This is a genomic window from Rhizobium sp. CF080, from assembly GCF_000282095.2.
Taxonomy (GTDB): Bacteria; Pseudomonadota; Alphaproteobacteria; order Rhizobiales; family Rhizobiaceae; genus Neorhizobium.
The window spans coordinates 444,726-469,580 of record NZ_AKKC02000002.1 but is presented as its reverse complement, the minus strand read 5'-3'; the positions used below and the strand labels follow the sequence as shown (position 1 = coordinate 469,580).

The following is a 24,855-nucleotide window of genomic DNA, read 5'->3' as shown; positions in this document are numbered from 1 at the left end:
CATCGAATGACTGAGCTTGCTGCCGCGGCAGGGCGGACGGGGGCAGGGGCATGAGCACCGTATCCGTGCCGCTTCCCGCCTGGATCAATTACGGCCTTATCCCGCTGCTCAACCTCATCCTGGCCTTCTTCTTTTCGGGCCTCGTCGTCTGGGCGATCGGGGAGAGCCCGTTCGAGGCGCTGCAACTGCTGCTGATCGGCGCGCTCGGCCGCGGCGAAGGCATCGGCTTCACGCTGTTCTACACGACGAGCTTCATCTTCACCGGCCTGTCGGTGGCGGTCGCCATCCATGCCGGCCTGTTCAACATCGGTTCGGAAGGCCAGGCCTATCTCGGCGGCCTCGGCGCTGCCCTGGTGGCGCTGGCGATGGACCGCTACGTGCCCTGGTACGTGACCATGCCGTTCGCGGTGATCGGGGCCGCCCTGTTCGGCGCGGCCTGCGCCGCCATCCCCGCCTGGCTGCAGGCCAAGCGCGGCAGCCATATCGTCATCACCACCATCATGTTCAACTTCATCGTCTCCTCGCTGATGAACTACATGCTGGTGCGCCTGCTGATCGTGCCGGGCAAGATGGCGCCGGAGACCCGCACCTTCCTGCCCGGCGGCCAGCTTCCCAAGCTCGACTGGCTGATTGCCATGTTCGGCGGCAAGCTCGGCGCCGCACCGCTCAACTTCTCCTTCCTGATCGCGCTGATCATGTGCTTCCTGGTCTGGGTGCTGATCTGGCGCACCAAGCTCGGCTATGAGATGCGCACGCTCGGCATCAGCCCGACGGCGGCGAGTTATGCCGGCATCCGTTATTCCAAGATCGTCATGATCACCATGCTGATCTCGGGCGGCCTTGCCGGCATGATGGCGCTGAACCCGGTCATGGGCGCTTCCGCCCGGCTGCAGATCGAATTCGTCGGCGGCGCCGGCTTCGTCGGCATCGCCGTCTCGCTGATGGGCCGCAACCACCCGGCCGGCATCATCCTGGCGGCACTGCTCTTCGGCATCCTCTATCAGGGCGGCGCGGAACTCTCCTTCGATATGCCGAGCATCACCCGTGACATGATCGTCGTCATCCAGGGCATGGTCATCCTGTTTGCCGGAGCCTTGGAGTACATGCTCCGCCCGGTCATCGTCCGGGCCTACCAGCAATTCACCGGGAAATAGGCTCATGGATTATTTCGATATTTTCGTCAGCATCCTCGGCTCGGCGATCCGCCTTTCGATCCCGCTCCTGTTCACAGCACTTGCCGGGCTGTTTTCGGAGCGTGCCGGCATTTTCGATATCGGGCTCGAAGGCAAGATGCTGGCATCCGCCTTCGCGGCTGCCTGCGTCGCCTATTGGACCGGCAATGCCTGGCTCGGCCTGCTCGGCGGCATCGGTATATCGATCGTGTTTTCCTTGATGCACGGCTTTGCCTCGATCACCAATCGCGGCAACCAGATCGTTTCCGGAGTGGCGCTGAACTTCGTGGCCGCAGGTCTGACGATCGTGCTCGGCCAGGCATGGTTCAGGCAGGGCGGGCGCACGGGGCAGGTGCCGCCCGAGGGCCGGTTCTCCTCCATCATCCTGCCGGGCGCCGATATGATGCGCGACGTGCCGATCATCGGCCCGCTTTATGCCAATGTCATCTCCGGCAACAATATCCTCACCTATATCGCCTTCCTGATGGTACCGATCTCCTGGTGGGTTCTCTATCGCACCCGCTTCGGCCTGCGCCTGCGCGCCGTCGGCGAAAATCCGGGCGCGGTCGACACCGCCGGCATCTCGGTTGCCTGGATGCGCTATCGCGCGCTGATCGTCGCCGGATTCCTGTGCGGCTTTGCGGGCACTTACCTGTCCATCGCCCAGTCGGCCGCTTTCATCAACAACATGTCGGCCGGCAAGGGTTACATCGCGCTCGCAGCGCTGATCTTCGCCAAGTGGAAGCCGGTGCCGGTCATGCTCGCCTGCCTGCTCTTCGGTTTCCTCGATGCATTCGCGAACTTCATGCAGGGCAAGTCATTGCCGCTGATCGGCGAAGTGCCGGTACAGATTTTCCAGGCGCTGCCCTATATCCTCACCTGCGTATTGCTTGCCGGCTTCATCGGCACCGCCCGTCCGCCCAAGGCCGGCGGCGTGCCCTATACCAAGGAGCGCTGACCGATGTCTCCCGAATCTTCATCGAAAGAGCTTTTCGAAGCCGCCCGTGGCGCGATGGCCAAGGCCCACGCCCCCTATTCCAAGTTCCCGGTGGGTGTGGCGCTCCGCGCCGATGACGGCAAGGTCTATCTCGGCGCCAATATCGAGAACATTTCCTTTCCCCAAGGCTGGTGCGCCGAACCGACCGCGATCGGCGCGATGGTGATGGGCGGGGGCAAGAAGATCGTCGAACTGGCGGTGCTCGCCGAAAAGCTGGCGCTCTGCTCGCCCTGCGGCGGCTGCCGGCAGAAGATTGCGGAATTTGCCTCCGCCGAGACGCGCGTCTATCTCTGCGACGATCTCGGCGTGCAGAAGACCGTCACCATGGCGGAGCTCCTCCCCTATGCTTTCGAGACGGACGTGATCGGCTGAGGAGGCAGACATGAAGGACTTGATCGATCTGCTCGTCGACCGCCTGGACGGCCTGGTGCCGCGCCATGCGATCGTGCTCGGCTCCGGCCTCGGCTCGCTGGTGAACGAGGTAACGGAGGCTGTCCGCATTCCCTATGGCGCTCTGGAGGGCTTTCCGGCGAGCGGCGTCACTGGCCATGCGGGCGAGATCGTCGCCGGTTATCTAGGAGCCCAGCCGGTCATCATGCTCTCCGGACGGGCTCACTATTACGAGCACGGCGACGCCAAGGTCATGCGCTTTCCGATCGAGGTGATGAAGGCCCTCGGCGTCCAGTCGCTGATCCTGACGAACTCGGCCGGATCGATCAGGGAAGATATGCCGCCGGGCTCGGTGATGCAGATTTCCGACCACATCAACTATTCCGGCATGAACCCGCTGATCGGTGAGGAAGGCGACGGGCGTTTCGTCGGCATGACCACCGCCTATGATGTGGACCTGGCGCTCGACATGCGCAACGCGGCGATCCGTTGCGGTGTCCCGCTGTTCTCGGGCGTCTACATGTGGTTCTCCGGCCCGAGCTTCGAGACGCCGGCGGAAATCCGCATGGCGCGAACCCTCGGTGCAGACGCGGTCGGCATGTCGACGGTGCCGGAAGTCATCCTGGCGCGCTATTTCGGGCTCAAGGTCGCGGCCGCCTCGGTCATCACCAATTTCGGTGCGGGCATGACCGGCGCAGAACTCAGCCACGCGGAAACCAAGGACATGGCGCCCATCGGCGGGCAGCGCCTGGCGACTATTCTGAAAGAAATGTTGGCCTGATTACACGATATATTTCAATCGGATACGTCTCGTGGGATTATGTGTCACCCGGGTGCGGCTTGCATCTAATCGTTTGAACGATAAATATGGGCGAGCCGCATGACCCGGAAATCGGACAGATTTTGACGGGGCCTGCGTCGCCTTTGAATTTACCGCGTCCCCGGCGCGCCACAGGCGCACGGTGCGGTAAGCAAGCCGGGGAGGCACTCGACATGGAACTCCTGAGCCCGCGTGAGGCGGCAGCCTTCGCGCTATCGCTTCTCGACCTGACGAACCTGCGTGACGACTGCGACAATGCCGCGATCGAGAAACTGTGCCTGCGGGCGCAGACGCCCTATGGCAATACGGCGGCAATCTGCATCTGGCCGCGTTTCGTCGCCCATGCCCGCCAGATTTTAGGCCCTGAACATCCGGTCCGCATTGCGACCGTCGTGAATTTTCCGTCCGGCGATTTGGCCGTCGCGACCGTGATCGAAGAGACGCGGCAGGCGATCGAAGACGGCGCCGACGAGATCGACATGGTCATTCCCTATCGCAAGCTGCTTGCCGGTGACGAGGCGGCGGTGACCGAAATGGTCGAGGCGGTCCGCGCTGCCTGCCCGAACGCCACTCTGAAGGTAATCCTGGAGACGGGTGAACTCAAGGACAGCGCGTTGATCCGCCGCGCCTCCGAACTGGCGATCGCCGCGGGCGCCGATTTCATCAAGACCTCGACCGGCAAGGTTGCAGTCAACGCGACGCTCGAAGCGGCGGACATCATGCTGCAGGCCATCCGGGATTCGAAGAAGCGGGTCGGTTTCAAGCCTGCCGGCGGGATCTCGACCGTTGCGGACGCCGATCTCTACTTCCGGCTTGCGGAAACGATCATGGCCCCCAACTGGATCATGCCCTCCACCTTCCGTTTCGGCGCATCGGGGCTGCTCGATGATATTCTCGGCGTGTTGAGCGGCAGCACCACTGTGCGCGCATCAAGCGGCTACTGACACGATGATCCCGCAGGAAATCATCCGCCGCAAACGCGACGGAAAGGTTCTCGCCGGCGAAGAGATCGCGGCCTTCATTGCGGCCCTGACCAAAGAGGAAATCTCCGAGGGACAGGCGGCCGCCTTCGCCATGGCTGTCTTCTTTCGGGGCATGTCCCGCGATGAGACAGTGGCGCTCACTCTTGCCATGCGCGATTCCGGGACGGTGCTGATTTGGGACAGCCTTGGCCGGCCGGTAGCGGACAAACATTCGACCGGCGGCGTCGGCGACAATGTCTCGCTGATGCTTGCGCCGATCGTGGCGGCCTGCGGCCTTGCGGTTCCGATGATTTCCGGCCGCGGGCTTGGTCATACCGGCGGCACGCTCGACAAGCTGCAGTCGATTCCCGGTTATAACGTGATGCCGGACGAGGCACTGTTCCGGAAGGTCGTCGACGAGGTCGGCTGTGCCATTATCGGACAGACGAGCGATCTCGCCCCCGCCGACCGCCGGCTCTACGGCATCCGCGACGTGACGGCCACTGTCGAATCCGTACCGCTGATCACAGCCTCCATCCTCTCCAAGAAGCTCGCGGCCGGGCTCGGCAGCCTCGTGCTCGACGTGAAGGTCGGCAACGGCGCGTTCATGGAAAGCTTAGGTGAGGCGGAGACGCTGGCCCGCTCGCTGGTCGAGGTGGCGAATGGGGCGGGCGTGAAGACGGCAGCGCTGCTGACTGACATGAACGAGCCGCTGGCCGATGCGGCCGGCAACGCGCTCGAGATCGTCAACTGTCTCGATTTTCTCGCCGGACTGAAAGCCGGTACGCGGCTTGAAGCCGTCGTTCTGGCGCAGGCCGCGGAAATGCTGGTACAGGCGGGTGTGGCGCATGACCTGTCGGAAGCCGAGGAGAATGCGCGGCTGGCCCTGAGTTCCGGCGAAGCGATGGTGCGTTTTGCGCGCATGGTCCATGCGCTCGGTGGTCCGGCGGATTTCTGCGAGCGGCCGGATACCTATCTTGAGCGCGCGCCGGTGCGGCTGCGCGTGCCGGCGCCGGGGGATGGCTACCTTGCCGCCTGTGAGACCCGTGCCATCGGCCTTGCCGTGGTCGAGCTCGGCGGCGGTCGCAAGCGCGCGGCGGATCCGATCGATCATCGCGTCGGCATCAATGAGCTTCTGCCGCTGGGAACGCAGGTTTCTGAAGGCGAGCCGATCGCCATGGTGCATGCGAAAAGCCGTGAAGATGCCGAGAGGATTGCCGAGGATCTCGCGCGTTTCTATACGATCTCGGACGCCCCACCCGCAGCCACGCCCGTCATCTTGAAGCGCATCGACTGATCACTGGATCAGTTTCAGGTTCCCGCCTTCCACCTGGAAGGATTTCAGTTTCTTCAGGAAACTCATGCCGACCAGCGTGCTGGCCAGCGCCTTGTCGCGCAGTACGAAGGCATCGACGTCTTTCACGCGCACGCCGCCGATTTCGATCCGGTCGAGGACCACATGCGCCGCCTCGGTGCCGCCATTGGCGGTATTGACCGTGTAGCGGAAATCCAGCCCGTTGGCGCTGTAGCCCAGTTTGCGCGCTGTGCTCTCGTTGATCGCCACCAGCGATGCCCCCGTATCGACGAGGCCGTCGACGGGTTTGCCGTTCATCCGGAACGTGCCGTTGAAGTGCCCGCGGCCATCCGCTTCCAGCGTCACGCTGCCAGACGTCACAGAAACCGGCATGGCCTTTGCCGGCGCCTCGACCCCGACAGTCGCCGCCGACGGATGATCGGCACGCTGGATCAGTGCGGGGATCTGTGTCGCCAGCAGCGCCGTAACGGCTGCAAAAATGACGGTGCGCAGGAGCATGAACAACCCTCTCGGCATGAACCGGATATCGCCTTCCTGCATACTCGACAAATCATAAGAAAACGGCCCGCGAAATCTCCGCAGGCCGTTCATTTCAAAGCTTGGTAAGCGAATTCTAAATTACTTACTTCGTACCGTACATGCGGTCGCCGGCGTCACCGAGACCGGGCACGATATAACCCTTCTCGTTGAGGTGGCTGTCGATCGAAGCCGTGTAGATCTTCACGTCTGGATGCGCCGCGCGGAAGTTTGCGATGCCTTCTGGGGCCGCGAGCAGGCAGAGGAAGCGGATATTGTGTGCTCCGCGTTCCTTGAGCTTGTCCACGGCGGCGATCGAGGAATTGCCGGTTGCCAGCATCGGGTCGACGACGATGATCAGCCGTTCGGCGATATCTTCCGGCGCCTTGAAGTAATATTCCACCGGCTGCAGCGTCTCGTGGTCGCGGTAGACGCCGATATGCGAGACGCGGGCAGAAGGCACCAGTTCCAGCATCCCTTCGAGAAGCCCGTTGCCGGCGCGCAGGATTGAAGCGAAGACCAGCTTCTTGCCCTCGACGATCGGCGCCTGCATTTCAACAAGCGGCGTCTCGATCGTTTCCATCGTCAGTTCGAGGTCGCGGGTTACCTCGTAGCAGAGCAGCATCGAGATTTCCCGGAGCAGCCGCCGGAAACCCGCCGTCGAGGTTTCCTTCTTGCGCATGATCGTCAGCTTGTGCTGCACCAGCGGATGGTCGATGACAGTGACGCCGTCCATGAGCTTCCCCTTTTCTGTTTGCCTGTTTCTTCTTTCAGGAAAAAGGCCCGTTCCGCAACCCGTCAGGCGCGCCTGGCGGCCTCATCCCCAGCCTCTGGCCCGTTCCGGGCATCCAACCGGGCGATCAGTTTCGCCCTTGTCGATCCATCCACGAAGGCAGCCTCGATCGCGGTGCGCGTCATCGCGTCGATCGCCTCGTCCGACATTCCCATGATCCCCGAAGCGATGTCGTATTCGCGGGCGAGCGAGGTATGGAAGAAGGGCGGGTCGTCGGAGTTGATGCAGACGCGCACGCCGGCCGCCTTGAGGCGCTTCAGCGGATGGCTGTCGAAATCCGGAAACACGTTCAGGGCGATGTTCGAACCTGGGCAGACCTCCAGCACGGTGCCAAGCTCGGCAAGCCGTTCCACCAGTGCCGGATCCTCGATCGCCCGCACGCCATGGCCGATCCGGGAAGGCTTCACCAGATCGAGCGCGTCGGAAACGCTGAAGGCACCGCAGACCTCGCCGGCGTGGATCGTCAGTCCGAGGCCCGCATCGCGGGCGATATCGAAGGCGCGGGCATAGTCGGCTACGCGGCCCATGCGTTCCTCGCCGGCCATGTTGAAGCCGGTCACCAGCGGGTTTTTCGCTCGTGCCGCATATTCGGCGGCCGAGACCACCCGGTCCGGCCCGAAATGCCGTTCGCCGGTGACGATGATCCGCGCCTCGATGCCGGCCTTTTCGCGTGCCGCATGGATGCCGTCGCAGATGCCGGCCAGATAGGCATCCGCCCCGAGCCCGATCCGGTCTCCATGGTCGGGAGAGACGATGATCTCGCTGTAGATCGTGTTGGCGGCGGCGAGTTCCAGAAGATAGGTTTCGGTCAGCAACGCATAGTCGCCGGCGGTTTTGAACAGTGCGGCGACGGCATCGTAGCAGACGAGGAATTCGGAAAAGTCCGACCAGACATAGGCGCCGTCGCGCAGCACGTTGCTCGCATCGACGCCGTATTTTTCTGCCTGGAGTGCTGCCAGGGCCGGCGGCGTGGCACCCTCGATATGGCAGTGGATCTCGGCCTTGAGGAGGTGTCTGGTCAAAGGAAGCTCCATCCGTTGGGGCCGGGCGGGATCGAGAGATGCGCAGCAATGGTTTCGGCAATGTCCGCGTAGGTCGATCTGATACCGATCGAGCGGGAGCGGATGCCAGGCCCGAACGCCATGACCGGCACCCGCTCGCGGGTGTGGTCGGTGCCGCGCCAGGTCGGATCGCAGCCATGGTCGGCGGTGAGGATGACGAGATCGCCGGGCTTCAGCCGCCGGTGCACGTCCGGCAGAGCGCGGTCGAAAGCTTCGAGCGCCGCCGCATAACCTGGCACGTCCCGTCGGTGGCCGTAGAGCATGTCGAAATCGACGAAATTGGTGAAGACGAGATCGCCGAGGGTCGCCTCGTCCATGAGGGAAAGCGTCGCCTCCATCAGCGCCGCATTGCCGTTCGCCTTGATGACCCGCGAAACCCCCTGGTGCGCGAAGATGTCGCCGATCTTGCCGATGGCATGCACCGACCGGCCGCCCCGGATCAGCCGGTCGAGCAGCGTCGGCTCGGGCGGCGGCACGGAGAAGTCGCGGCGATTGCCGGTGCGCTGGAACGTGGCCGACGTTTCGCCGAGGAAGGGTCGGGCGATTACCCGGCCGATATTCATCGGATCGAGCAGCACGCGTACGGTTTCGCAGAGCTTCAGCAGCCGGTCGAGGCCGAAATAGGTTTCGTGAGCGGCGATCTGGAAGACGGAGTCGGTCGATGTATAGCAGATCGGCTTTCCGGTGCGGATATGCTCCTCCCCGAGCCGGGCGATGATTTCGGTTCCGGATGCATGACAATTGCCGAGAATGCCCGCAATGCCGCCTTCGCGGCAGATGTCGTCCACCAGTTCGGGAGAGAAGGCGTCGCCTTCGCTAGGGAAATAACCCCAGTCGAACATGACAGGCGTACCGGCGATTTCCCAATGGCCGGACGGCGTATCCTTGCCGCGGGAGATCTCGTTGGCGGCTCCATGCAGGCCGAAGATCCGCTCCGGCATGGGCATGCCGACAGGATAGTCGCCGCTGGCGAGCTTGGCGATTTCCAGAAGGCCGAGCGACGACATGTTCGGCAGATGCAGCGGACCTTCTCTCAGGCCTGCCCGGTCGCCGACGCCGGCAGCGCAGAATTCCGCGATATGCCCGAGCGTGTTGGAGCCGAGATCGCCATATTCGTCCGCATCGGGGGCACCGCCCACGCCGAAGGAATCAAGAACGAACAGGAACGCACGCGCCATCGGTCACCCGGAAGTTTGAATATCGTCCGCCCGGCAGTTCTCTTAGCCGGCTCGAATCGGGATTCATATAGCCGTGGGCATGCATTAGCAAAGGGGATAACGTCCAGTGCGCCTCAGCAATTGGTGCAGCTGACGTTGTTTCCGAGGCGCTGGCGGTAGAAATATTCCCGCGCAATGGTGAGGTCCTGGACGCTGTTCGGCAAAAGACCGGGCATGAACATCAGGAGCTCATGGTGGACCGAGACTTCGGCCCGGACAAGAAATGAATTGGCGGTGCGCATATCGGACGGCACCTGGACCGCCGAACCAACAACATAGGGCCTGCCGCTATCCTGGTCCCATGACCAGGCGACGGTCGGATTGCCAGTGGCATCGAGTGTCACCCCGGTGACCTTGATGTTGAGCGTATCGGGCGTGTAAGGCGCAAAGAGACTTGCGGTGACGTCCTTCATCGTTGTCAGCATCGTCTTGTCGACGCTCGTTTCCCGGGTCACGAGATCGGCGATCGTGCTGGCGCTGCGCGTCACCCGCTTGGAAACGCTGAGGCCGATGGTGATCTCGAAGGACGTGATATAGAGGCTGAGAAGCAGCGGCGCGATCAGCGCGAACTCCACCGCGCCGACGCCGCGCCTGTCGGTCGCGAACTGCTTGAGGCGGATCAGCAGGCCGCGATATCGCTTCTGTGGCTGAGGCTTTTGGTCTTCCATCACGGATAGTCCTCGACTCGGAAGGCGGATGTCTCGACGATCAGGAAATAGCTCGGGCGCCCGCCGTCCGCTGGCCGGACGTTGGTGATATAAGGGCGGATCAGATCGGTGACGACGTCCCAGCGGTAATAGGCGCGCAGCATGTTGATGCTTTTCGCGGGGCCTGGTGCATAGGCGAAGGAAGACGTATCGAGCTCCCCGAAAGCGCCGCCGGACGTCGAGCGCGGAATTGTCGTCGGAATGAGGGCAAAGCTGGCGAACGAGCGCACATCGAGCTGAAGCTTATCCGGCGTCGTGATTTCGTCCTCGCTGCACTTGATCAGGATCGATACTTCATCGCAGAAGGCGCGGCGGAATTCCGTCTGGTTCTTGTCGGTGCTGCGATTGAGCCCGTAGGTGATGTTGCCGGTCCTGAGCTTGCGCGCCATCGTATCGACGGCATTGGCGACAAGCTGTTCTCCCGTATAGGCAATGAAGGTTTCGACGATCGCAAAGACGATCAGGAAATAGGGAATGGCCAGCAGCGCGAATTCGATTGCGGCTGCTCCATCCTTGGAGCGGATGATCCGCCGCCATGCGCCTTTACCTCTCACAGGTATTGGCGCACCGCTTCTGGTATCGTCATGATCCTGGCACATGGTTTCCGTCCGACAGCCCGGTTTGAGCATGCCGATCGTACGGTTGGATTATTGAGATTCCGTTGCAGCGATCGTCCGCAGTTTAACCATCTGTCCCCGATCAGGGCGTACCGGTGTTCTTGAACTCGGCGTGCTGCTCGCAATTGGGTGTGCAGGAGAGGATGGAGCGTTCCGTTTGCCGGAAGACGCGCACCGTGTTCCCCTCGTCGATGGAAACAAGGATGCGTTCGTCGGCGATCGCATTGCCCTCGGCGTCCAGCAGCACGAGATTGGTCGTGCCGAAACTGCGGCCGGTGAGGACGATCGTCGTGGAATCGGCAACGGTGGCATCGGCAACGTTGGAATTGCCGACGATGACCTTGCTGACCGGCCTGTCGAGCTTCAGCACGCGCGCGTGATTCATGAATACGCGAAGAAGATCCGGTTTATCCTGCGCAGCCGCTTGCCCTGCACCGGCGAAGACGACACCGCACAGGGTGACGAGTCGAACCATGACGCTACGGAACAGCATTGGAGGCGGCCTTTAGGTGCGGTTTGTTGTCCGCCAAGAATGGATGCGATTGGTGAATGAAGGGTTAAGCGGCACAGGAGGGCGTTTTTGATCTCCTCTTAACCATTGCCGATTGGTCGGGATTTCGGCTGGTCGGGTCAGTTTCAGATTTCTTGCTGGCAATTAACGCAATGAAAAAAAACGTACATTAGGGGTTTTTTAGAGGGGTGAGCGGCCGCTCGAATGCCACCTTTTTTCTTTCCCCTTCGTTTACCACGCAACCGGCAATCCTCCATTAACGGGAGGGTAACGATGTTCCTTAAGCCGATAGCAATCGTCCGTCTGTAGATTGCAGTCATCCGAACAACGGAAACAGTTGTCGGGAAGTGCTGAACAACAAATGTGGATTAGGAGAGTTCCATGTCGAAGATTTTCGCTCGTTTTATGAAAGATGAGTCTGGTGCGACCGCCATCGAGTATGGTCTCATCGCAGCCCTCATCTCTGTTGCTCTGATCGCCGGCGCGACGACCCTCGGCGGTTCGCTGAACAACCAGTTTGCCAACATCGCCACGAAGCTCAGCTGCGGCAACAGCGCTACCTCGTGCTGATATTACAGCGGCTGCAGCTCAGCCGTATCGCCTCAGCTCTATGATTTATGCGAGAGTCGCCAATCGGCGGCTCTCGCAATCTGTTAAGTGCACCGGCTGTGAGATCGGGTGAACCATGGCTGATATGGCTATCGCCATACTAATTCTAACGGTACTTCCGCTCGCGCTGGCCATTGCCGCGGTCAGCGACCTGTTCACGATGACCATTCCCAACCGCATTTCAGTGATCGCGGTCCTTGCGTTCCTGGGCCTGGCCCCGTTTGCGGGGCTGCCTTGGCCGGTGATCGGCCTGAACCTCCTGGCTGCGCTCTTGGTGTTTGCCGTATGCTTCGCGTTATTCGCCTTGAATGTCATGGGCGGCGGCGATGCGAAGCTCCTGACCGCGACTGCCATATGGTTCGGCTTCAATCATTCGCTTCTCGTCTTGCTGGTCACCGTCGGTTATGTCGGCGGCGCTGTGACCCTTGTTTTCCTCCTTCTGCGCTCGCAGGCTGGATCGGTCATGGCGATGGGCATTCCGCTGCCGGCATCCTTGGTCAATGCCAAGAAGATCCCCTACGGTATCGCCATCGCGATTGCCGGCTTCCTGACCTTCGAGCAGGCCCCGATATATTCGTTGGCCATGAAGGCGCTTCAATAGAGGTCCGCGATGGAAAGATCGCGTTAACCAGAATTGTAAGCTTCTCATTAACTATAATTACACCATTGGAGGCCATGCTTCGGGGGAATTAGTGTTCCCTCAAGGAATGGCCATGAAGCCCACCCGTATCATTATTCTCGCGGTTGCCGTGGTGGCGGCGGGCCTTGCCGGCATGCTCGCCATGCGCCTTTCCGGCACGAAGGCACCCGAACTGGTGGAAACCGTCATCCAGAAGGAGCCGACGGTCAAGGTGCTCGTTTCGGCCGAGAACCTGCCCGTGGGCAGCCGCCTGAATGACAAGTCGATGCAGTGGATGTCCTGGCCGTCGAGCGGCATCGTCGACGGGTTCATCACCGATTCGACGCGGCCGAACGCGATGACCGAGCTTCAGGGCGTCGTGGTCCGGATGCCGATGTTCAAGGGCGAGCCGATGCGGGCCGAGAAGATCGCCGATTCCTCCAGCCGAATCATGTCCTCGCTGCTGCCGTCCGGAAAACGGGCCGTCGCCACTGAAATCTCCGTCGCCACGGGCGCCGGCGGCTTCGTGCTGCCGAATGATCGCGTCGACATCATCATGGTGCGGGAGAACAAGGACAGCGGCAACTACATCACCGAAAACATCCTCAGCAACGTTCGCGTCCTGGCGATCGACCAGCAGGTCCAGGAAAGCGAGGACGGCAAGAAATCTGTCGTCGGCACGACGGCGACGCTGGAACTGACGCCGGACCAGGCAAAGGTCATTGCCGTAGCCCAGCAGATGGCTCAGCGGCTGACGCTTGCGCTGCGCTCGGTCGCGGATTCGCAGGAGGCCGACACGGTGGCTCCGGACTATTTGCTGCATGGGGGCGATGGCAAGGCGGATATCCAGGTCATCAAATCGGGGGCGATCGTCAAGAGCACGGCGACGGTGCAGGCGAAATGAACGGAGCGTTCAAGTGAACAGTCTGAAACACAAGATTCGTAGCTCGGCAGCGGCAGGCATGGCTTTTTGCCTCGCCTTTTCCGGCGTTTCGCTGGATATTGCCCCGATCAGCCTCGAACCGGCTCAAGCACTGGCGGCCGAAAACACCGTCGTTCGTATCACCGACGGGGGCCCCGGCATACGCAAACGGCTGCAGCTCGGCCTCAACAAGGCATTGGTTGTCGATTTGCCTTCCGATGCCCATGACATTCTGGTCGCCGACCCGACCATGGCTGACGCGGTGACGCGCACCTCCCGCCGTATCTATCTTTTCGGCAAGACTGTCGGCCAGACCAATATCTTCGTATTCGGACCCAACGGCGAGGAGATCGTCAGCCTCGACGTGGCAATCGAGCGCGATATTTCCGGCCTCGAGCAGAACCTTCGCCGGTTCCTGCCGGATTCGAATATCAAGGTCGAGATCATCTCCGACAACATCGTGCTGTCCGGCAGCGTCCGGACGCCGCAGGATTCGGCGCAGGCCGAAAAGCTCACCACCGCCTTCCTCAAGGGCGGTGAGGCGACCACCCGGAATATCACGGCTCAGGGCAATAACGGCGATGCGGATATCTTTGCCGAAACCCGCCAGCAGTCGCAGATCGTCAACCTCCTGACGATCGAGGGCGAGGACCAGGTCACGCTGAAGGTCACGGTTGCGGAAGTCAGCCGGCAGGTGCTGAAGCAGCTCGGTTTCAACGGTTCCGTGACAGGCCCTAAAGGCTCGATTTCCTTCGCCAATCCCGCCAATCTGGGAAATGCCGTCGGCTTGGCTGCTCAAGGCGTTATGTCCGGCAACATCGGCAATGTCGGTCTTTCGACTTACATGAACGCCATGGAACAGGCGGGCGTCATGCGCACGCTTGCCGAACCCAGCCTGACTGCCATTTCCGGCCAGCAAGCGAAATTTTATGTGGGCGGTGAATACCGCCTGCCTGGACAGCAGGAAGTCGATGGCCAGCAGGGCACCGTGACGCAGTCGGTCGACACGGTCGATTACGGCATTGAGCTCAACTTCAAACCGGTGGTCCTGTCGCCCGGACGCATCAGCCTGGTGATCGAAACCAACGTGTCGGAACCGACCTACGAAGGGTCGGCCGTGACGGGCAACGGCGCTTCGCTGCGGATCCCCGGCAATACCTACATGTCGATCCGCAAGCGTGAGGCTTCGACCACGGTCGAACTGCCCTCCGGCGGCTCGATCGTCATTGCCGGCCTGGTGCAGGACAATGTCCGCCAGGCGATGTCCGGCCTTCCGGGAATTTCGAAGGTTCCGGTGTTCGGGACGCTTTTCCGCAGCAAGGACTTTGTCCGCAACGAAACCGAACTCGTGATCATCGCGACGCCTTATCTGGTCCGTCCCGTTGCGCGCAGCGAGATCGCCCGGCCTGACGACAACTTCAATCCGGAAAACGATGCCGCGACCTTCTTCCTGAACCGCGTCAACAAGATCTACGGCCGCAAGGAACCCGTCGCGGCGGGCCAGTATCACGGCGCCGTCGGCTTTATCTACAAGTGAGCGGTCATGGACATTGAAACCCAGAAATTCTCCGCCGAAGGACAGGATGCCATGACCGAGGGTACGACCAGGTTCCGTCGCAGCAAGATAGCCTTGGCGCTCGTGGTGTCCGGCCTGCTCCTGTCGGCCTGCGGCAACAGCCAGCTTACCACCGGCTCCATCCCCGACGACTATCGCACCCGACATCCGATCGTGTTGGCGGAAGGCCAGTCGACGCTGGATATCCCGGTCGCATCGGGCGATGTCCGCCTGACGACCGGAATGAAGGATACGGTCAAGGGGTTTGCGCAGAACTTTATGTCCTCGCCGGCCGGCGTGATCCAGATCCAGGTGCCTTACGGCTCGTATAATTCCGGTGCCGCCCAGCATCTGGCGGGCGATATCCGCCGTGAACTGTCGCGTTCCGGCATCAAGCCGCAGCGGATCCTGATGAGCAGCTACGCTGCCTCGCCGAATGGCGATGCCGCGCCGATCCGGCTTTCCTACGTCACGACCAAGGCGATGACCGGCCAGTGCGGCGAGTGGCCGGCGGACCTGTCGGACAACACGTTCGGGAACAAGAACTGGTACAATTTCGGCTGTGCCAGCCAGAACAATCTCGCAGCCCAGGTCGCCAGCCCCACGGACCTCATCGCCCCGCGCGCCATCACGCCGATCGATGCGGCGCAGCGCGCCAAGGTCATCAGCGATTACCGCGGGGAATCCAGTGGCACCACGACGCCCTAAGCCAGTGAACCGGAGAACACGATGAGCGCGATCAACTACGAAATCCGCACTCCCGGCCAGGGTGAAGGGTTTGCCGAGGACGCCGACCGTCCGGGCGATTTCGATGCGTTGCGTCCGCTGCCGCGCATCTCGATCCATGCCTTCTGCGAGAGCGAGACCATGCAGCGCGTGGTCGATCGCATGGCCCGCGACCGCCGCATGGCCAAGGTCAACCTGCGGGTGACGATCGGCGGCACCAGTGCTGCCGCCAACATGTTCTCATCCACCCCGACCCCGAACCTCATCATCCTGGAAACCGAGTCCGAGCCGAAGAACCTGCTCGATGAGCTCACGCCGCTTGCGGAAGTGTGCGACCCTTCGACCAGGGTCATCGTCGTTGGCCGTTACAACGATATCTCGCTCTATCGCGAGCTGATCCGCAACGGCATTTCCGAATATCTCGTCGGTCCCGTGCAGATGCCGGACATGCTGGCGTCGATCTCAGCGATCTTCGTGGATCCCGAAGCGGAGCCGCTCGGCAAATCGATTGCCTTCATCGGCGCCAAGGGGGGGGTCGGCGCCTCGACCATCGCGCATAACTGCGCCTTCGGTATTTCGAGCCTGTTTTCGACCGAAACCATCCTCGCCGATCTCGACCTGCCCTTCGGCACGGCCAATATCGATTTCGATCAGGACCCCGCACAGGGCATCGCGGAAGCCGTCTTCGCGCCGGAACGTCTGGACGAGGTCTTCCTGGATCGGCTTCTCACCAAGTGCTCGGAGCATCTCTCGCTGCTTGCGGCCCCGTCGCTGCTCGATCGCGCCTATGATTTCGATCGCAACGCGTTCACGCCGATCATCGAGCTCCTGCAGCGCAGCGCTCCGGTCGCAGTCCTGGATGTTCCGCACGGCTGGACGGAATGGACGCGGGCAGTTCTGTCGGAGGTCGATGAGGTGGTGATCTGCGCGGTTCCCGATCTCGCCAACCTGCGCAACACCAAGAACATGATCGACGCGTTGAAGAAGCTTCGGCCGAACGACCGTGCGCCGCATCTGATCCTCAACCAGGTCGGCATGCCGAAGCGCCCGGAGATCGCCCCGAACGATTTCATCGAGCCGCTGGAGATCGAGCCGATCGCCATCCTGCCTTTCGATGTGCAGCTGTTCGGCAATGCTGCCAATAGCGGCCGCATGATTTCCGAAATCGACGCGAAGTCGCCCGCCGCCGAAACCTTCTCGCAGATCGCCCATGTCGTCACGGGTCGCATCGCGATGAAGAAGGTGAAGAAGGGCGGGCTTGGCAAGATGCTCGGCATGCTCGGGCGCAAGAAGGCATAACACCAGGAAACCGGTATGTTTGGAAAACGCGGAAACGAGGGATTTGGGAAGAGCGGCAGCGTAGCGCCGCCGCCGGCTGCTGCATCCGCTTCGGCTGCGCCTGTCGTGACGCGGTCCGCCGCCCCGGAAGTCCTTGCCGAGCCGGTGCGCGATCCCGTTACCCAGCGGCAGCAGATTTCTTCGCCGCCGCCGCTTGCGCCGCAATCGGCAGCCCGCAAGCGCCCGGCGCGCACGGAGCTCTACTACGATACCAAAAGCCAGGTCTTCTCGGCCCTGATCGATACGATCGACCTGTCCCAGCTCGCCAAGCTCGATGCCGAGAGCGCGCGCGAGGAAATCCGCGATATCGTCAACGATATCATCACCATCAAGAACTTCGCGATGTCGATCTCCGAGCAGGAGGAACTGCTCGAGGACATCTGCAACGACGTCCTGGGTTATGGTCCGCTGGAGCCGCTGCTGGCGCGTGACGACATCTCCGACATCATGGTCAACGGTGCCGGACAGACTTTCATAGAAGTCGCCGGCAAGACGATCGAATCCGAGATCCGCTTCCGCGACAATTCCCAGCTCCTGTCGATCTGCCAGCGCATAGTCAGTCAGGTCGGCCGCCGCGTCGACGAATCCTCGCCGATCTGTGACGCGCGCCTGCCGGACGGTTCGCGTGTCAACGTCATCGCGCCGCCGCTCGCCATCGACGGGCCGGCGCTCACCATCCGCAAGTTCAAGAAGGACAAGCTGAACCTCGACCAGCTCGTCAAGTTCGGCGCGATCACCCCGGAAGGCGCCGTCCTTTTGCAGATCATCGGCCGCGTCCGCTGCAACATCGTCATTTCCGGCGGTACCGGTTCCGGCAAGACGACGCTGCTGAACTGCCTGACCAATTACATCGATAAGGAAGAGCGGGTCATTACCTGCGAGGACACCGCAGAGCTGCAACTGCAGCAGCCGCATGTGGTGCGCCTCGAAACCCGCCCGCCGAACATCGAAGGCGAGGGCGAGATCACCATGCGCGATCTCGTCAAGAACTGCCTGCGCATGCGTCCCGAACGCATCATCGTCGGCGAAGTGCGCGGACCTGAAGTCTTCGACCTTCTGCAGGCGATGAACACTGGCCACGACGGCTCGATGGGTACGATCCACGCCAACACGCCGCGCGAATGCCTGAGCCGTATGGAATCGATGATCGCCATGGGCGGTTATTCGCTGCCGGCCAAGACCGTGCGCGAGATCATCACCGGCTCGATTGACGTGATCATCCAGGCGGCCCGCCTGCGCGACGGTTCGCGCCGCATCACCCAGATCACCGAGGTCGTCGGCATGGAAGGCGACGTGATCGTCACCCAGGACCTGATGCGCTACGAGATCGATGGCGAGGATGCGAATGGCCGCCTGATTGGCAAGCATATGTCGACCGGCATCGTGAAACCGCATTTCTGGGATCGCGCCCGCTATTACAACGAGGAAAAGCGCCTTTCCGCGGCCCTCGACTCGATGGAAAAAACCAAGGACTAAGGAGCAGGTTCCATGTTCGGGCTGGATATCAACGTCGTGGCGATCATCGCCCTCGTGGCGGTCGCCGCGGCGGCGGTCTGTTACGGGCTGTTGTTCTCCCGCATGGAAGTGGAAAAGAAGGCCGATAGCCGGCTCAACCGGGTCAAGTCTGCGGAAACCGACCTGAACAAGGTCAAGGCCGCCCGCGACCGCGTGCAGGAACTCTCCAAGCGCCGCAAGTCGATGCAGGATTCGATCAAGGATCTGGAGAAGAAGCAGGAAGAAAAGAACAAGAAGATGGGCGACGGCAGCTTGAAGTCCAAGCTCGCCCAGACCGGCCTGTCCCTGACGATGGGCCGCTTCTATATGTTCAGCATCCTTTTCGGGGTCTTCGTTTTCCTGGTGACCCTGATCGCCGGCCTGCCGCTGCTTGGCGCCGTCGGTGCCGCCTTCGTCAGCGCGGTTGGGCTGCCGCGCTGGATCGTCGGCTTCCTGGTCAAGCGCCGCCAGAAGAAGTTCCTGGAGGAATTTCCGAACGCGCTCGACGTCATGGTGCGGTCGATCAAATCCGGCCTGCCGCTCAATGATGCCATGCGCCTGATCTCGTCAGACGGCCAGGAGCCGGTGAAGACGGAATTCCGCCGGGTGATCGAATCCCAGCAGGTGGGCCTCAGCATTCCGGAAGCCTGCACGCGCATGATGATGACGATGCCGCTGCCGGAAGTGAACTTTTTCGCGATCGTCATCACCATCCAGAGCCAGGCCGGCGGCAACCTGTCCGAAGCGATCGGCAACCTGTCCAAGGTTCTGCGCGAGCGCAAGAAGATGAAGGCCAAGGTTCAGGCGTTGTCGATGGAAGCGAAAGCTTCGGCTGTCATCATCGGTGCGTTGCCCTTTATCGTGTCGCTGCTCGTCTATCTCACATCGCCGCAATACATCTCGATCATCTTTACCGATCCACGCGGTCACCTGATCCTTTTGATCTCAGGCGTCTGGATGTCGATTGGCATCTTCGTCATGCGCAACATGATCAACTTCGATATCTGAGGGGATTGAGCGATGGGACTGGCAACGGCGCTGACCGATCCGACCACGCTGATGGCCATTCTGGTGGCCGTGGCGGTTTTTGCGACCCTCTACACGCTGGCGAGCCCTTTCCTCGAAAGGGGAAGTCTCGACAAGCGCATGAAGGCCGTCTCCACCGAGCGTGAGCAGATCCGCGCCCGCGAACGCGCCCGCATGAATTCCGAACAGTCGAAGACCTCGCTGCGTGCCCAGAACAACCAGTCGGTCCGCCAGATCGTCGAGCGTTTCAATCTGCGCAAGGCGCTGGTGGACGATAACACCGTCAACAGGCTGCGTGCCGCCGGCCTGAGGTCGCAGAACGCCCTCAACATGTTCCTGCTGGCGCGTTTCCTGCTGCCCTTCGTCTTTCTCGCGGCCGCCATCGTCTGGATCTTCGTGCTCGGCAACCTTGCCACCCGGCCATTCCCGATCCGCATGCTGGCAGCGATCGTCGTCGCCTATATCGGTTTCTACGCGCCGAACATCTACGTTTCCAACCGCGTGAACAAGCGCCAGGCCTCGATCAAGCGGGCTTGGCCGGATGCGCTCGACCTGATGCTGATCTGCGTCGAATCGGGGATTTCCATGGAAGCGGCGATGCGCCGCGTGGCCGAGGAAATGGCTCAGGCGTCGCCGCCGCTGGCCGAGGAAATGGTGTTGACGACGGCCGAACTCTCCTTCCTGCAGGACCGCCGCACCGCGCTCGAAAATCTCGGCATCCGCACCCAGCTCGATATCGTCAGGGCCGTCACGCAGGCGCTTATCCAGGCGGAACGGTACGGCACGCCGATCGCCTCGGCACTGCGCGTGCTTGCCCAGGAAGGCCGCGACGAGCGGATGAACGAGGCGGAAAAGAAGGCGGCCGCCCTGCCGCCGAAGCTCACCGTGCCGATGATCCTGTTCTTCCTGCCGGTTCTGATCGCCGTCATTCTCGGCCCGGCCGGCATCCAGGTCGCCGACAAGTTCTGATGGACTTGGCCGTGGCGCCGTGCTGACCGTGAACGCCAGCTGAATTCCGGCTTCAGACCGCATTCAGCAGCGATCCCTCAATATCTCCTTATCGCACAAAGGTCCGCCTGCTGACGCAATGCGGATCGCGCGCTACATGATTTTGGAGGATACCCGATGCTGACAAGACTTTGCGTGAACCTCGTCCTGATCGGTGGAATCATTACCGTCATTTCACGCCTTATCTAAAAAGGCGCCTCGATCCCGAAAACAAGAAAACCGGCGTGAAGCCGGTTTTTTGTCGGGAATGCGGGAGCCCGGTCAGTTGGTATTGTTGGGCTTGCCCTTGCCATCCTTGTCGGCGAGCTTTGCCCAGGAATTCTGCTGGGAGAGCATCGAGCGCAGATAGGTGACGTTGGCATCCGCCTGCTGTTGCGAGAGTTCCCGCCGGGCGATCTGTTCGGCTTCCGCGAAACGGCCCTGCAGACCGACGACGAGCGCAAGGTTCTGGCGGACGCGGCTGTCGGCGGCCGGCTGGCCGGCGGCATTGCGCATGTAGGTTTCGGCCGTTTTCAGGTCGCCGGAAAGCACGTAGGACATTCCCAGATTCGACATCACGCTCGGCTCGTTCGGCTGGGCATCGAGCGCCATACGGTATTTCTGGCGGGCCTCCGCAGAGCGGCCGAGCTGGTCGAGCACGGCGCCTTCGGCGGAATAGAGCCGCCAGTCGGGATGATCGGGTGTCTGGGCGCGGTTGATGGTTGCCAGCGCCTGCTCAAGCTGGCCTGCGCCGGCCTGTGCTTTGCCGTAGGCTGCCAGCACGTCGCGGTCGGCGGGATGGGCGATCGCCACCTGCTGCATCACGGCGAGCGCCTGCGCGTTCTTGCCCGTCATGCCGAGCACCGTCGCATATTGCAGCCCGATTTCCTTGTTCTTGGGGTCGCGGGCGTAACTCGCACCGACCGATTTCTCGGTGCTCGCGAGATCGTTGGCGTTCATTCCGTCCATGGAGGCGGCCGCCGCCCTTGGGATCGAGCCTGTCGTTGCGACATCGCGCTTTGTCGCACAGCCGGTGACCGAGAGAGCGGCAAGAAGCGCGAAGGCGGCGGTCTGGGCGAGGCGGGTCTTGCGAGGCGTCAGGGCTGCGGAAGCGGTCATGGGGTGCGGTCTCGTTCGGTCCGGTGCCACGCCTTCCGAATGCGGAGCGGGCAGATAGCGCATTTCCACTCCAGCAATAAACTGTTAACCCTAACAGATCGTTAAGACGAGCGATTCCAGCAGCTTCCGAAGGCTTCCCCCATGACCCCCTATCAATATATCGAACGTCCCTCTCCCTTCAGCGCGAAAGGAGCGGCGACCAGGCCGGTCCATGCCGTGACGCCGGCCGACCTCGAGGCAGGCAAGCTTGATGCGGCGGCGCTCGCCTGGGCGAAGGCGGCAGGCTTCAAGGCAGAGGCCGGCGCGCTGCTTCTGGTGCCGGCGGCTGGCGGTGAGGTGGGCAGCGCCCTGCTCGGCCTCGGCAGCGACCCCGGCGAGGCGCCCTTTATCACCGGAAAGCTCTCGAAGCTCCTGCCCGCAGGCGACTGGCATGTCGAGACCTCGGCGCTTGGCGATGCGCATCTGGCCCTCGGTTACGGGCTCGGCACCTATGGTTTCAGTCGTTACAAGTCCGAAAAGCAGAAGGATGTCCGGCTCTCGATCCCGGGCACTGCCGATGCCGCCGATGTCGAGCGCCAGCTTGCCGGCGTTTTCCTGGCGCGCGACCTGGTGAACATTCCGACCAACGAGATGGGACCGATCGAGCTCGAAGCAGCCTTCCGGGCGCTCGGCGAACATTATGGCGCCACCGTCACCTCGATCGTTGGTGAGGACCTCCTTCAGCAGAACTTCCCGCTCGTCCATACGGTCGGTCGAGCTAGCGTCTCGGCCCCGCGCCTGCTCGAAATGCGCTGGGGCCGGAAGGGCCATCCGCGCGTCACGCTGGTCGGCAAGGGCGTCTGCTTCGATACCGGCGGCCTCGACATCAAGGGTGCCGCCAACATGGCGCTGATGAAGAAGGACATGGGTGGTGCTGCCAACGTCATGGGCCTCGCCCTGATGATCATGGATGCGGGCCTTGAAGTGGACCTGCAGGTTCTGGTGCCCGCAGTCGAGAACTCCATTTCCGGCAATGCCTTCCGCCCCGGCGATATTTATAAAAGCCGCAAGGGCATCACCGTCCAGATCGACAATACCGATGCGGAAGGCCGGCTGGTCCTTGCCGACGCGCTGGCTTACGCGGACGAAAACCCGCCGGACTTGATGGTCGACATGTCGACGCTGACGGGTGCCGCCCGTGTTGCGCTCGGCGTCGAACTCGCCCCCTATTTCACCGATGACGAAGCGCTTGCCGGCAAGCTGATGGATGCGGGCCGCGCTGAAGCCGACCCGATGTGGCGCCTGCCGCTGTGGATGGGTTACGACAAGGACATCCGCTCCCGCGCCGCCGATATCACCAACTCGCCCTCTGGCGGCATGGCGGGCGCGATCACCGCAGCGCTGTTCCTGAAGCGCTTCGTCACCGCCACCAAAAGCTGGGTGCATTTCGATATCTACGCCTGGGTCGCGGCCGAAAAGCCGCAGGCACCGGTCGGCGGCGAGGCGTTTGCGATCCGTGCGCTCTACCGCACGATCCGCGACATGGCGGCGAAATAAAACGGCTCCGAAACAAACCGGTAAGACCTTCGGCTTAAAGTTCGCCCGATATTGAACCAAGGCCGATTTTGAATCGAGGGTCGTGATGCCGGTTGAACTGACCGCCACGGAAGCGCTGGGCCTCTGGCACCGGGTATCGCTGGAGCAGGTGCGCCGCGACAGCCGCGATCTGACATTGCGCCAGATGTCCATTCTGCTGCATATTTACCTCGTGCCGCCGCCGCATACGGTGCGGGGGTTGGCCGCGACGCTCGGCGTTACCAAGCCGGTCATCACCCGCGCGCTCGACACGATGGGCGAGATGGGCCTGGTGGACCGCGAGCGCGACGAACGCGACCGCCGCAACGTGGTGATCAAGCGCACGGTGGCAGGCGCGCTCTATCTGGAAAAACTCGGCGACCTGATCATCCGGGAAGGCCGTCACTGACGGGTTTGAAGTGAAGGCGCCGGAGGGGAATTTGACATGACGAAAATACTCGACAGACGCCTGCACGCCTTCCGACCCGATCTCGCCGACGAGACGCTGAAGGGCAGCGTCGAGGCAGGCCAGTTCGTCCACGGCGAACCGGCGCGCATCGCCGTGCCCGTGGCCCAGTTGCGCCCAGCGCCGGATCTCGCCCGCGGCATCGATACCGAGCTTCTACTGGGCGAAACGGTCCGGGTCTTCGACCGCGCCGACGGTTTTGCCTGGGTGCAGGCCGATCAGGACGGTTATGTCGGCTACCTGCCGGAAGGCATGCTCGGCAGCCTGGACGAGCCGACCCATCGCATCGCCGTGCCGCGCACCTTCCTTTATCCCGAAGCCGAACTCCGCAAGCCGCAGGTCGGCGCACTCTCCTTGGGCAGCCGCATCACTGTCGTCGGCGAGGCGGAAACCCGAGGCACCCGTTATTTCGTCCTGGCGAGCGGCGAGGCGGTGATCGCCCGCCATTGCCTGCCCATCGCCGAGACCCTGGGCGACGACTATGTCGCCGTCGCCGCAAAATTCATCGAGACGCCCTATCTCTGGGGCGGTCGTTCCGGTTTTGGCCTGGATTGCTCGGCGCTCGTGCAACTGGCCTTGATGATGACCGGCCAGTCCGCCCCGCGCGATTCCGACATGCAGGCCTCGATCGGCAAAGAGATCACGCGAGGGGAACTTCGCCGCGGCGATCTCGTTCTCTGGAAGGGTCACGTCGGCATCATGGAGAATGCCGAGACGCTTCTCCATGCGAACGGCCATACGATGAGCGTCGCCCGCGAGAATTTCGAGGCGGCCGTCGAGCGTATCGGCTGGCTCTATCAGCAGCCCACCGGCTATCGCCGCCTGGATAACGGCAGATGATCACGCAAACGTGGTCCCGTACCCATAGAATGGTCAACTTGCCGTCCATATCTTGGAATCATCTGCAGGTTTCGTGGATGAGGAGTCGATTGATGCTCAAAGGTGCATGGATACTGCCGGCCGTGATGCTCGTGGCGCTGCTTGTCGCCGCGCTGTTTCCGGTCGAGGTATTCGCAGCCGAGCGGCAGGCCTTCCCGCAGGATACGCAGACCTTTTTCCGCAACCTGCCCGGCGTCGTGCCGGAGGAAGAGCGGGTCAAGAAGGACGCGGTGAGCTGCACCACCGATATCGAGAACGTCTATCGCGGCCGCGGCGGCTTCGACATCCTTTATGGCGATGTCATGCCGACTCGGATCTACCGCTGCAAGACGCCCAGCGGCGTCACCTATACGGGCACCCGCATGCCGAATACCCAATGGGTCCCCGGCCTCAATCCGCTTCACCTGCCCGAATAGGGTAATCATCGTACAAAGGCGGCGCGCCCGAAGACCGTATCTTGCGATGTCGCGCAAGAGGCCTCTC

General features: G+C 62.2%; 27 protein-coding genes. 19 read left to right on the top strand and 8 right to left on the bottom strand.

Going from position 1 to position 24,855, the window contains the following annotated elements; translation table 11 throughout:
- Positions 1–50: 50 nt before the first annotated feature.
- From PMI07_RS03510 to deoA, 6 genes are all read left to right on the top strand, one after another.
- The gene (locus PMI07_RS03510) at positions 51–1,154 is read left to right on the top strand and encodes an ABC transporter permease (protein ID WP_007758278.1); all 1,104 of its coding nucleotides are present in this window, start codon (positions 51–53) and stop codon (positions 1,152–1,154) included.
- Positions 1,155–1,158: 4 nt separating this feature from the next.
- The gene (locus PMI07_RS03505; protein WP_007758279.1) at positions 1,159–2,130 is read left to right on the top strand and encodes an ABC transporter permease; all 972 of its coding nucleotides are present in this window, start codon (positions 1,159–1,161) and stop codon (positions 2,128–2,130) included.
- Between the two features lie 3 nt (positions 2,131–2,133).
- On the top strand, positions 2,134–2,541 hold the full coding sequence (locus tag PMI07_RS03500; RefSeq protein WP_024163528.1) for a cytidine deaminase: 408 nt from the start codon (positions 2,134–2,136) through the stop codon (positions 2,539–2,541).
- Between the two features lie 10 nt (positions 2,542–2,551).
- Entirely contained in the window at positions 2,552–3,340 is a 789-nt protein-coding gene (locus PMI07_RS03495; RefSeq protein ID WP_007758800.1) for a purine-nucleoside phosphorylase, read from the top strand.
- 212 nt (positions 3,341–3,552) lie between these two features.
- Entirely contained in the window at positions 3,553–4,323 is a 771-nt protein-coding gene (gene deoC, locus PMI07_RS03490; RefSeq protein ID WP_007758799.1) for a deoxyribose-phosphate aldolase, read from the top strand.
- Positions 4,324–4,327: 4 nt separating this feature from the next.
- Positions 4,328–5,638, top strand: coding sequence for a thymidine phosphorylase (gene deoA, locus PMI07_RS03485; RefSeq protein WP_007758797.1), 1,311 nt, complete (start codon positions 4,328–4,330; stop codon positions 5,636–5,638).
- Here deoA and PMI07_RS03480 read toward each other — a convergent pair whose 3' ends face one another.
- The 7 genes from PMI07_RS03480 to PMI07_RS03450 all read right to left on the bottom strand — a co-directional run bounded on the left by PMI07_RS03480 (position 5,639) and on the right by PMI07_RS03450 (position 11,060).
- Positions 5,639–6,154 carry a TIGR02281 family clan AA aspartic protease gene (locus PMI07_RS03480; RefSeq protein ID WP_007758795.1) on the bottom strand — a complete coding sequence of 172 codons (516 nt, stop codon included), beginning with the start codon at positions 6,152–6,154 and terminating at the stop codon, positions 5,639–5,641.
- Between the two features lie 124 nt (positions 6,155–6,278).
- Complete coding sequence (upp, locus tag PMI07_RS03475) at positions 6,279–6,908, bottom strand: uracil phosphoribosyltransferase (RefSeq protein ID WP_007758794.1); 630 nt, start codon at positions 6,906–6,908, stop codon at positions 6,279–6,281.
- A gap of 62 nt (positions 6,909–6,970) precedes the next feature.
- Positions 6,971–7,987, bottom strand: coding sequence for an adenosine deaminase (locus PMI07_RS03470; RefSeq protein ID WP_007758793.1), 1,017 nt, complete (start codon positions 7,985–7,987; stop codon positions 6,971–6,973).
- On the bottom strand, positions 7,984–9,204 hold the full coding sequence (locus tag PMI07_RS03465; RefSeq protein WP_024163527.1) for a phosphopentomutase: 1,221 nt from the start codon (positions 9,202–9,204) through the stop codon (positions 7,984–7,986). Before PMI07_RS03465 ends, PMI07_RS03470 begins: the two co-directional genes overlap by 4 nt.
- A 113-nt stretch (positions 9,205–9,317) precedes the next feature.
- Positions 9,318–9,911 carry a TadE/TadG family type IV pilus assembly protein gene (locus PMI07_RS03460; RefSeq protein WP_007752684.1) on the bottom strand — a complete coding sequence of 198 codons (594 nt, stop codon included), beginning with the start codon at positions 9,909–9,911 and terminating at the stop codon, positions 9,318–9,320.
- Complete coding sequence (locus tag PMI07_RS03455) at positions 9,911–10,549, bottom strand: TadE/TadG family type IV pilus assembly protein (RefSeq protein ID WP_007752689.1); 639 nt, start codon at positions 10,547–10,549, stop codon at positions 9,911–9,913. Before PMI07_RS03455 ends, PMI07_RS03460 begins: the two co-directional genes overlap by 1 nt.
- Positions 10,550–10,649: 100 nt before the next feature.
- Positions 10,650–11,060, bottom strand: coding sequence for a pilus assembly protein N-terminal domain-containing protein (locus PMI07_RS03450; RefSeq protein WP_007752691.1), 411 nt, complete (start codon positions 11,058–11,060; stop codon positions 10,650–10,652).
- 399 nt (positions 11,061–11,459) lie between these two features.
- On the opposite strand from PMI07_RS03450, the gene PMI07_RS03445 reads away from it, so the two are divergent.
- The 9 genes from PMI07_RS03445 to PMI07_RS03405 all read left to right on the top strand — a co-directional run bounded on the left by PMI07_RS03445 (position 11,460) and on the right by PMI07_RS03405 (position 20,336).
- Positions 11,460–11,648: a Flp family type IVb pilin gene (locus PMI07_RS03445; protein ID WP_007752693.1), complete on the top strand. Its 189-nt coding sequence runs from the start codon at positions 11,460–11,462 to the stop codon at positions 11,646–11,648.
- Between the two features lie 124 nt (positions 11,649–11,772).
- Positions 11,773–12,288, top strand: a complete 516-nt coding sequence (locus PMI07_RS03440) for a prepilin peptidase (protein ID WP_037085473.1) — start codon at positions 11,773–11,775, stop codon at positions 12,286–12,288.
- Between the two features lie 112 nt (positions 12,289–12,400).
- Positions 12,401–13,210, top strand: a complete 810-nt coding sequence (cpaB, locus tag PMI07_RS03435) for a Flp pilus assembly protein CpaB (protein WP_007752698.1) — start codon at positions 12,401–12,403, stop codon at positions 13,208–13,210.
- A 58-nt stretch (positions 13,211–13,268) separates the two neighbouring features.
- Positions 13,269–14,765 (top strand): type II and III secretion system protein family protein, encoded by a 1,497-nt coding sequence (locus PMI07_RS03430; RefSeq protein ID WP_245277100.1) that lies wholly within the window; start codon positions 13,269–13,271, stop codon positions 14,763–14,765.
- A gap of 6 nt (positions 14,766–14,771) precedes the next feature.
- The gene (locus PMI07_RS03425) at positions 14,772–15,491 is read left to right on the top strand and encodes a pilus assembly protein CpaD (RefSeq protein ID WP_007752704.1); all 720 of its coding nucleotides are present in this window, start codon (positions 14,772–14,774) and stop codon (positions 15,489–15,491) included.
- Positions 15,492–15,512: 21 nt separating this feature from the next.
- Positions 15,513–16,808: a Flp pilus assembly protein, ATPase CpaE gene (locus tag PMI07_RS03420; RefSeq protein WP_007752706.1), complete on the top strand. Its 1,296-nt coding sequence runs from the start codon at positions 15,513–15,515 to the stop codon at positions 16,806–16,808.
- A gap of 15 nt (positions 16,809–16,823) precedes the next feature.
- Positions 16,824–18,323, top strand: a complete 1,500-nt coding sequence (locus PMI07_RS03415; RefSeq protein WP_024163526.1) for a CpaF family protein — start codon at positions 16,824–16,826, stop codon at positions 18,321–18,323.
- Between the two features lie 12 nt (positions 18,324–18,335).
- A complete protein-coding gene (locus tag PMI07_RS03410; RefSeq protein ID WP_007752532.1) occupies positions 18,336–19,349 on the top strand; it encodes a type II secretion system F family protein in 1,014 nt (337 codons plus the stop codon).
- Between the two features lie 12 nt (positions 19,350–19,361).
- Entirely contained in the window at positions 19,362–20,336 is a 975-nt protein-coding gene (locus tag PMI07_RS03405; protein WP_007752534.1) for a type II secretion system F family protein, read from the top strand.
- Positions 20,337–20,636: 300 nt separating this feature from the next.
- Here the strand turns inward: PMI07_RS03405 and PMI07_RS03400 are convergent, their stop codons facing one another.
- Positions 20,637–21,473 carry a tetratricopeptide repeat protein gene (locus tag PMI07_RS03400; RefSeq protein WP_037085129.1) on the bottom strand — a complete coding sequence of 279 codons (837 nt, stop codon included), beginning with the start codon at positions 21,471–21,473 and terminating at the stop codon, positions 20,637–20,639.
- A gap of 141 nt (positions 21,474–21,614) precedes the next feature.
- Here PMI07_RS03400 and PMI07_RS03395 point away from each other — a divergent pair, with 141 nt between their 5' ends.
- From PMI07_RS03395 to PMI07_RS03380, 4 genes are all read left to right on the top strand, one after another.
- Positions 21,615–23,009, top strand: a complete 1,395-nt coding sequence (locus PMI07_RS03395) for a leucyl aminopeptidase family protein (RefSeq protein ID WP_024163524.1) — start codon at positions 21,615–21,617, stop codon at positions 23,007–23,009.
- 85 nt (positions 23,010–23,094) lie between these two features.
- Entirely contained in the window at positions 23,095–23,436 is a 342-nt protein-coding gene (locus PMI07_RS03390; RefSeq protein ID WP_007773593.1) for a MarR family winged helix-turn-helix transcriptional regulator, read from the top strand.
- A gap of 36 nt (positions 23,437–23,472) precedes the next feature.
- The gene (locus PMI07_RS03385) at positions 23,473–24,333 is read left to right on the top strand and encodes an NlpC/P60 family protein (protein WP_024163523.1); all 861 of its coding nucleotides are present in this window, start codon (positions 23,473–23,475) and stop codon (positions 24,331–24,333) included.
- Positions 24,334–24,425: 92 nt separating this feature from the next.
- Positions 24,426–24,788 carry a hypothetical protein gene (locus tag PMI07_RS03380; RefSeq protein ID WP_007770880.1) on the top strand — a complete coding sequence of 121 codons (363 nt, stop codon included), beginning with the start codon at positions 24,426–24,428 and terminating at the stop codon, positions 24,786–24,788.
- The last annotated feature ends 67 nt before the right edge of the window (positions 24,789–24,855 follow it).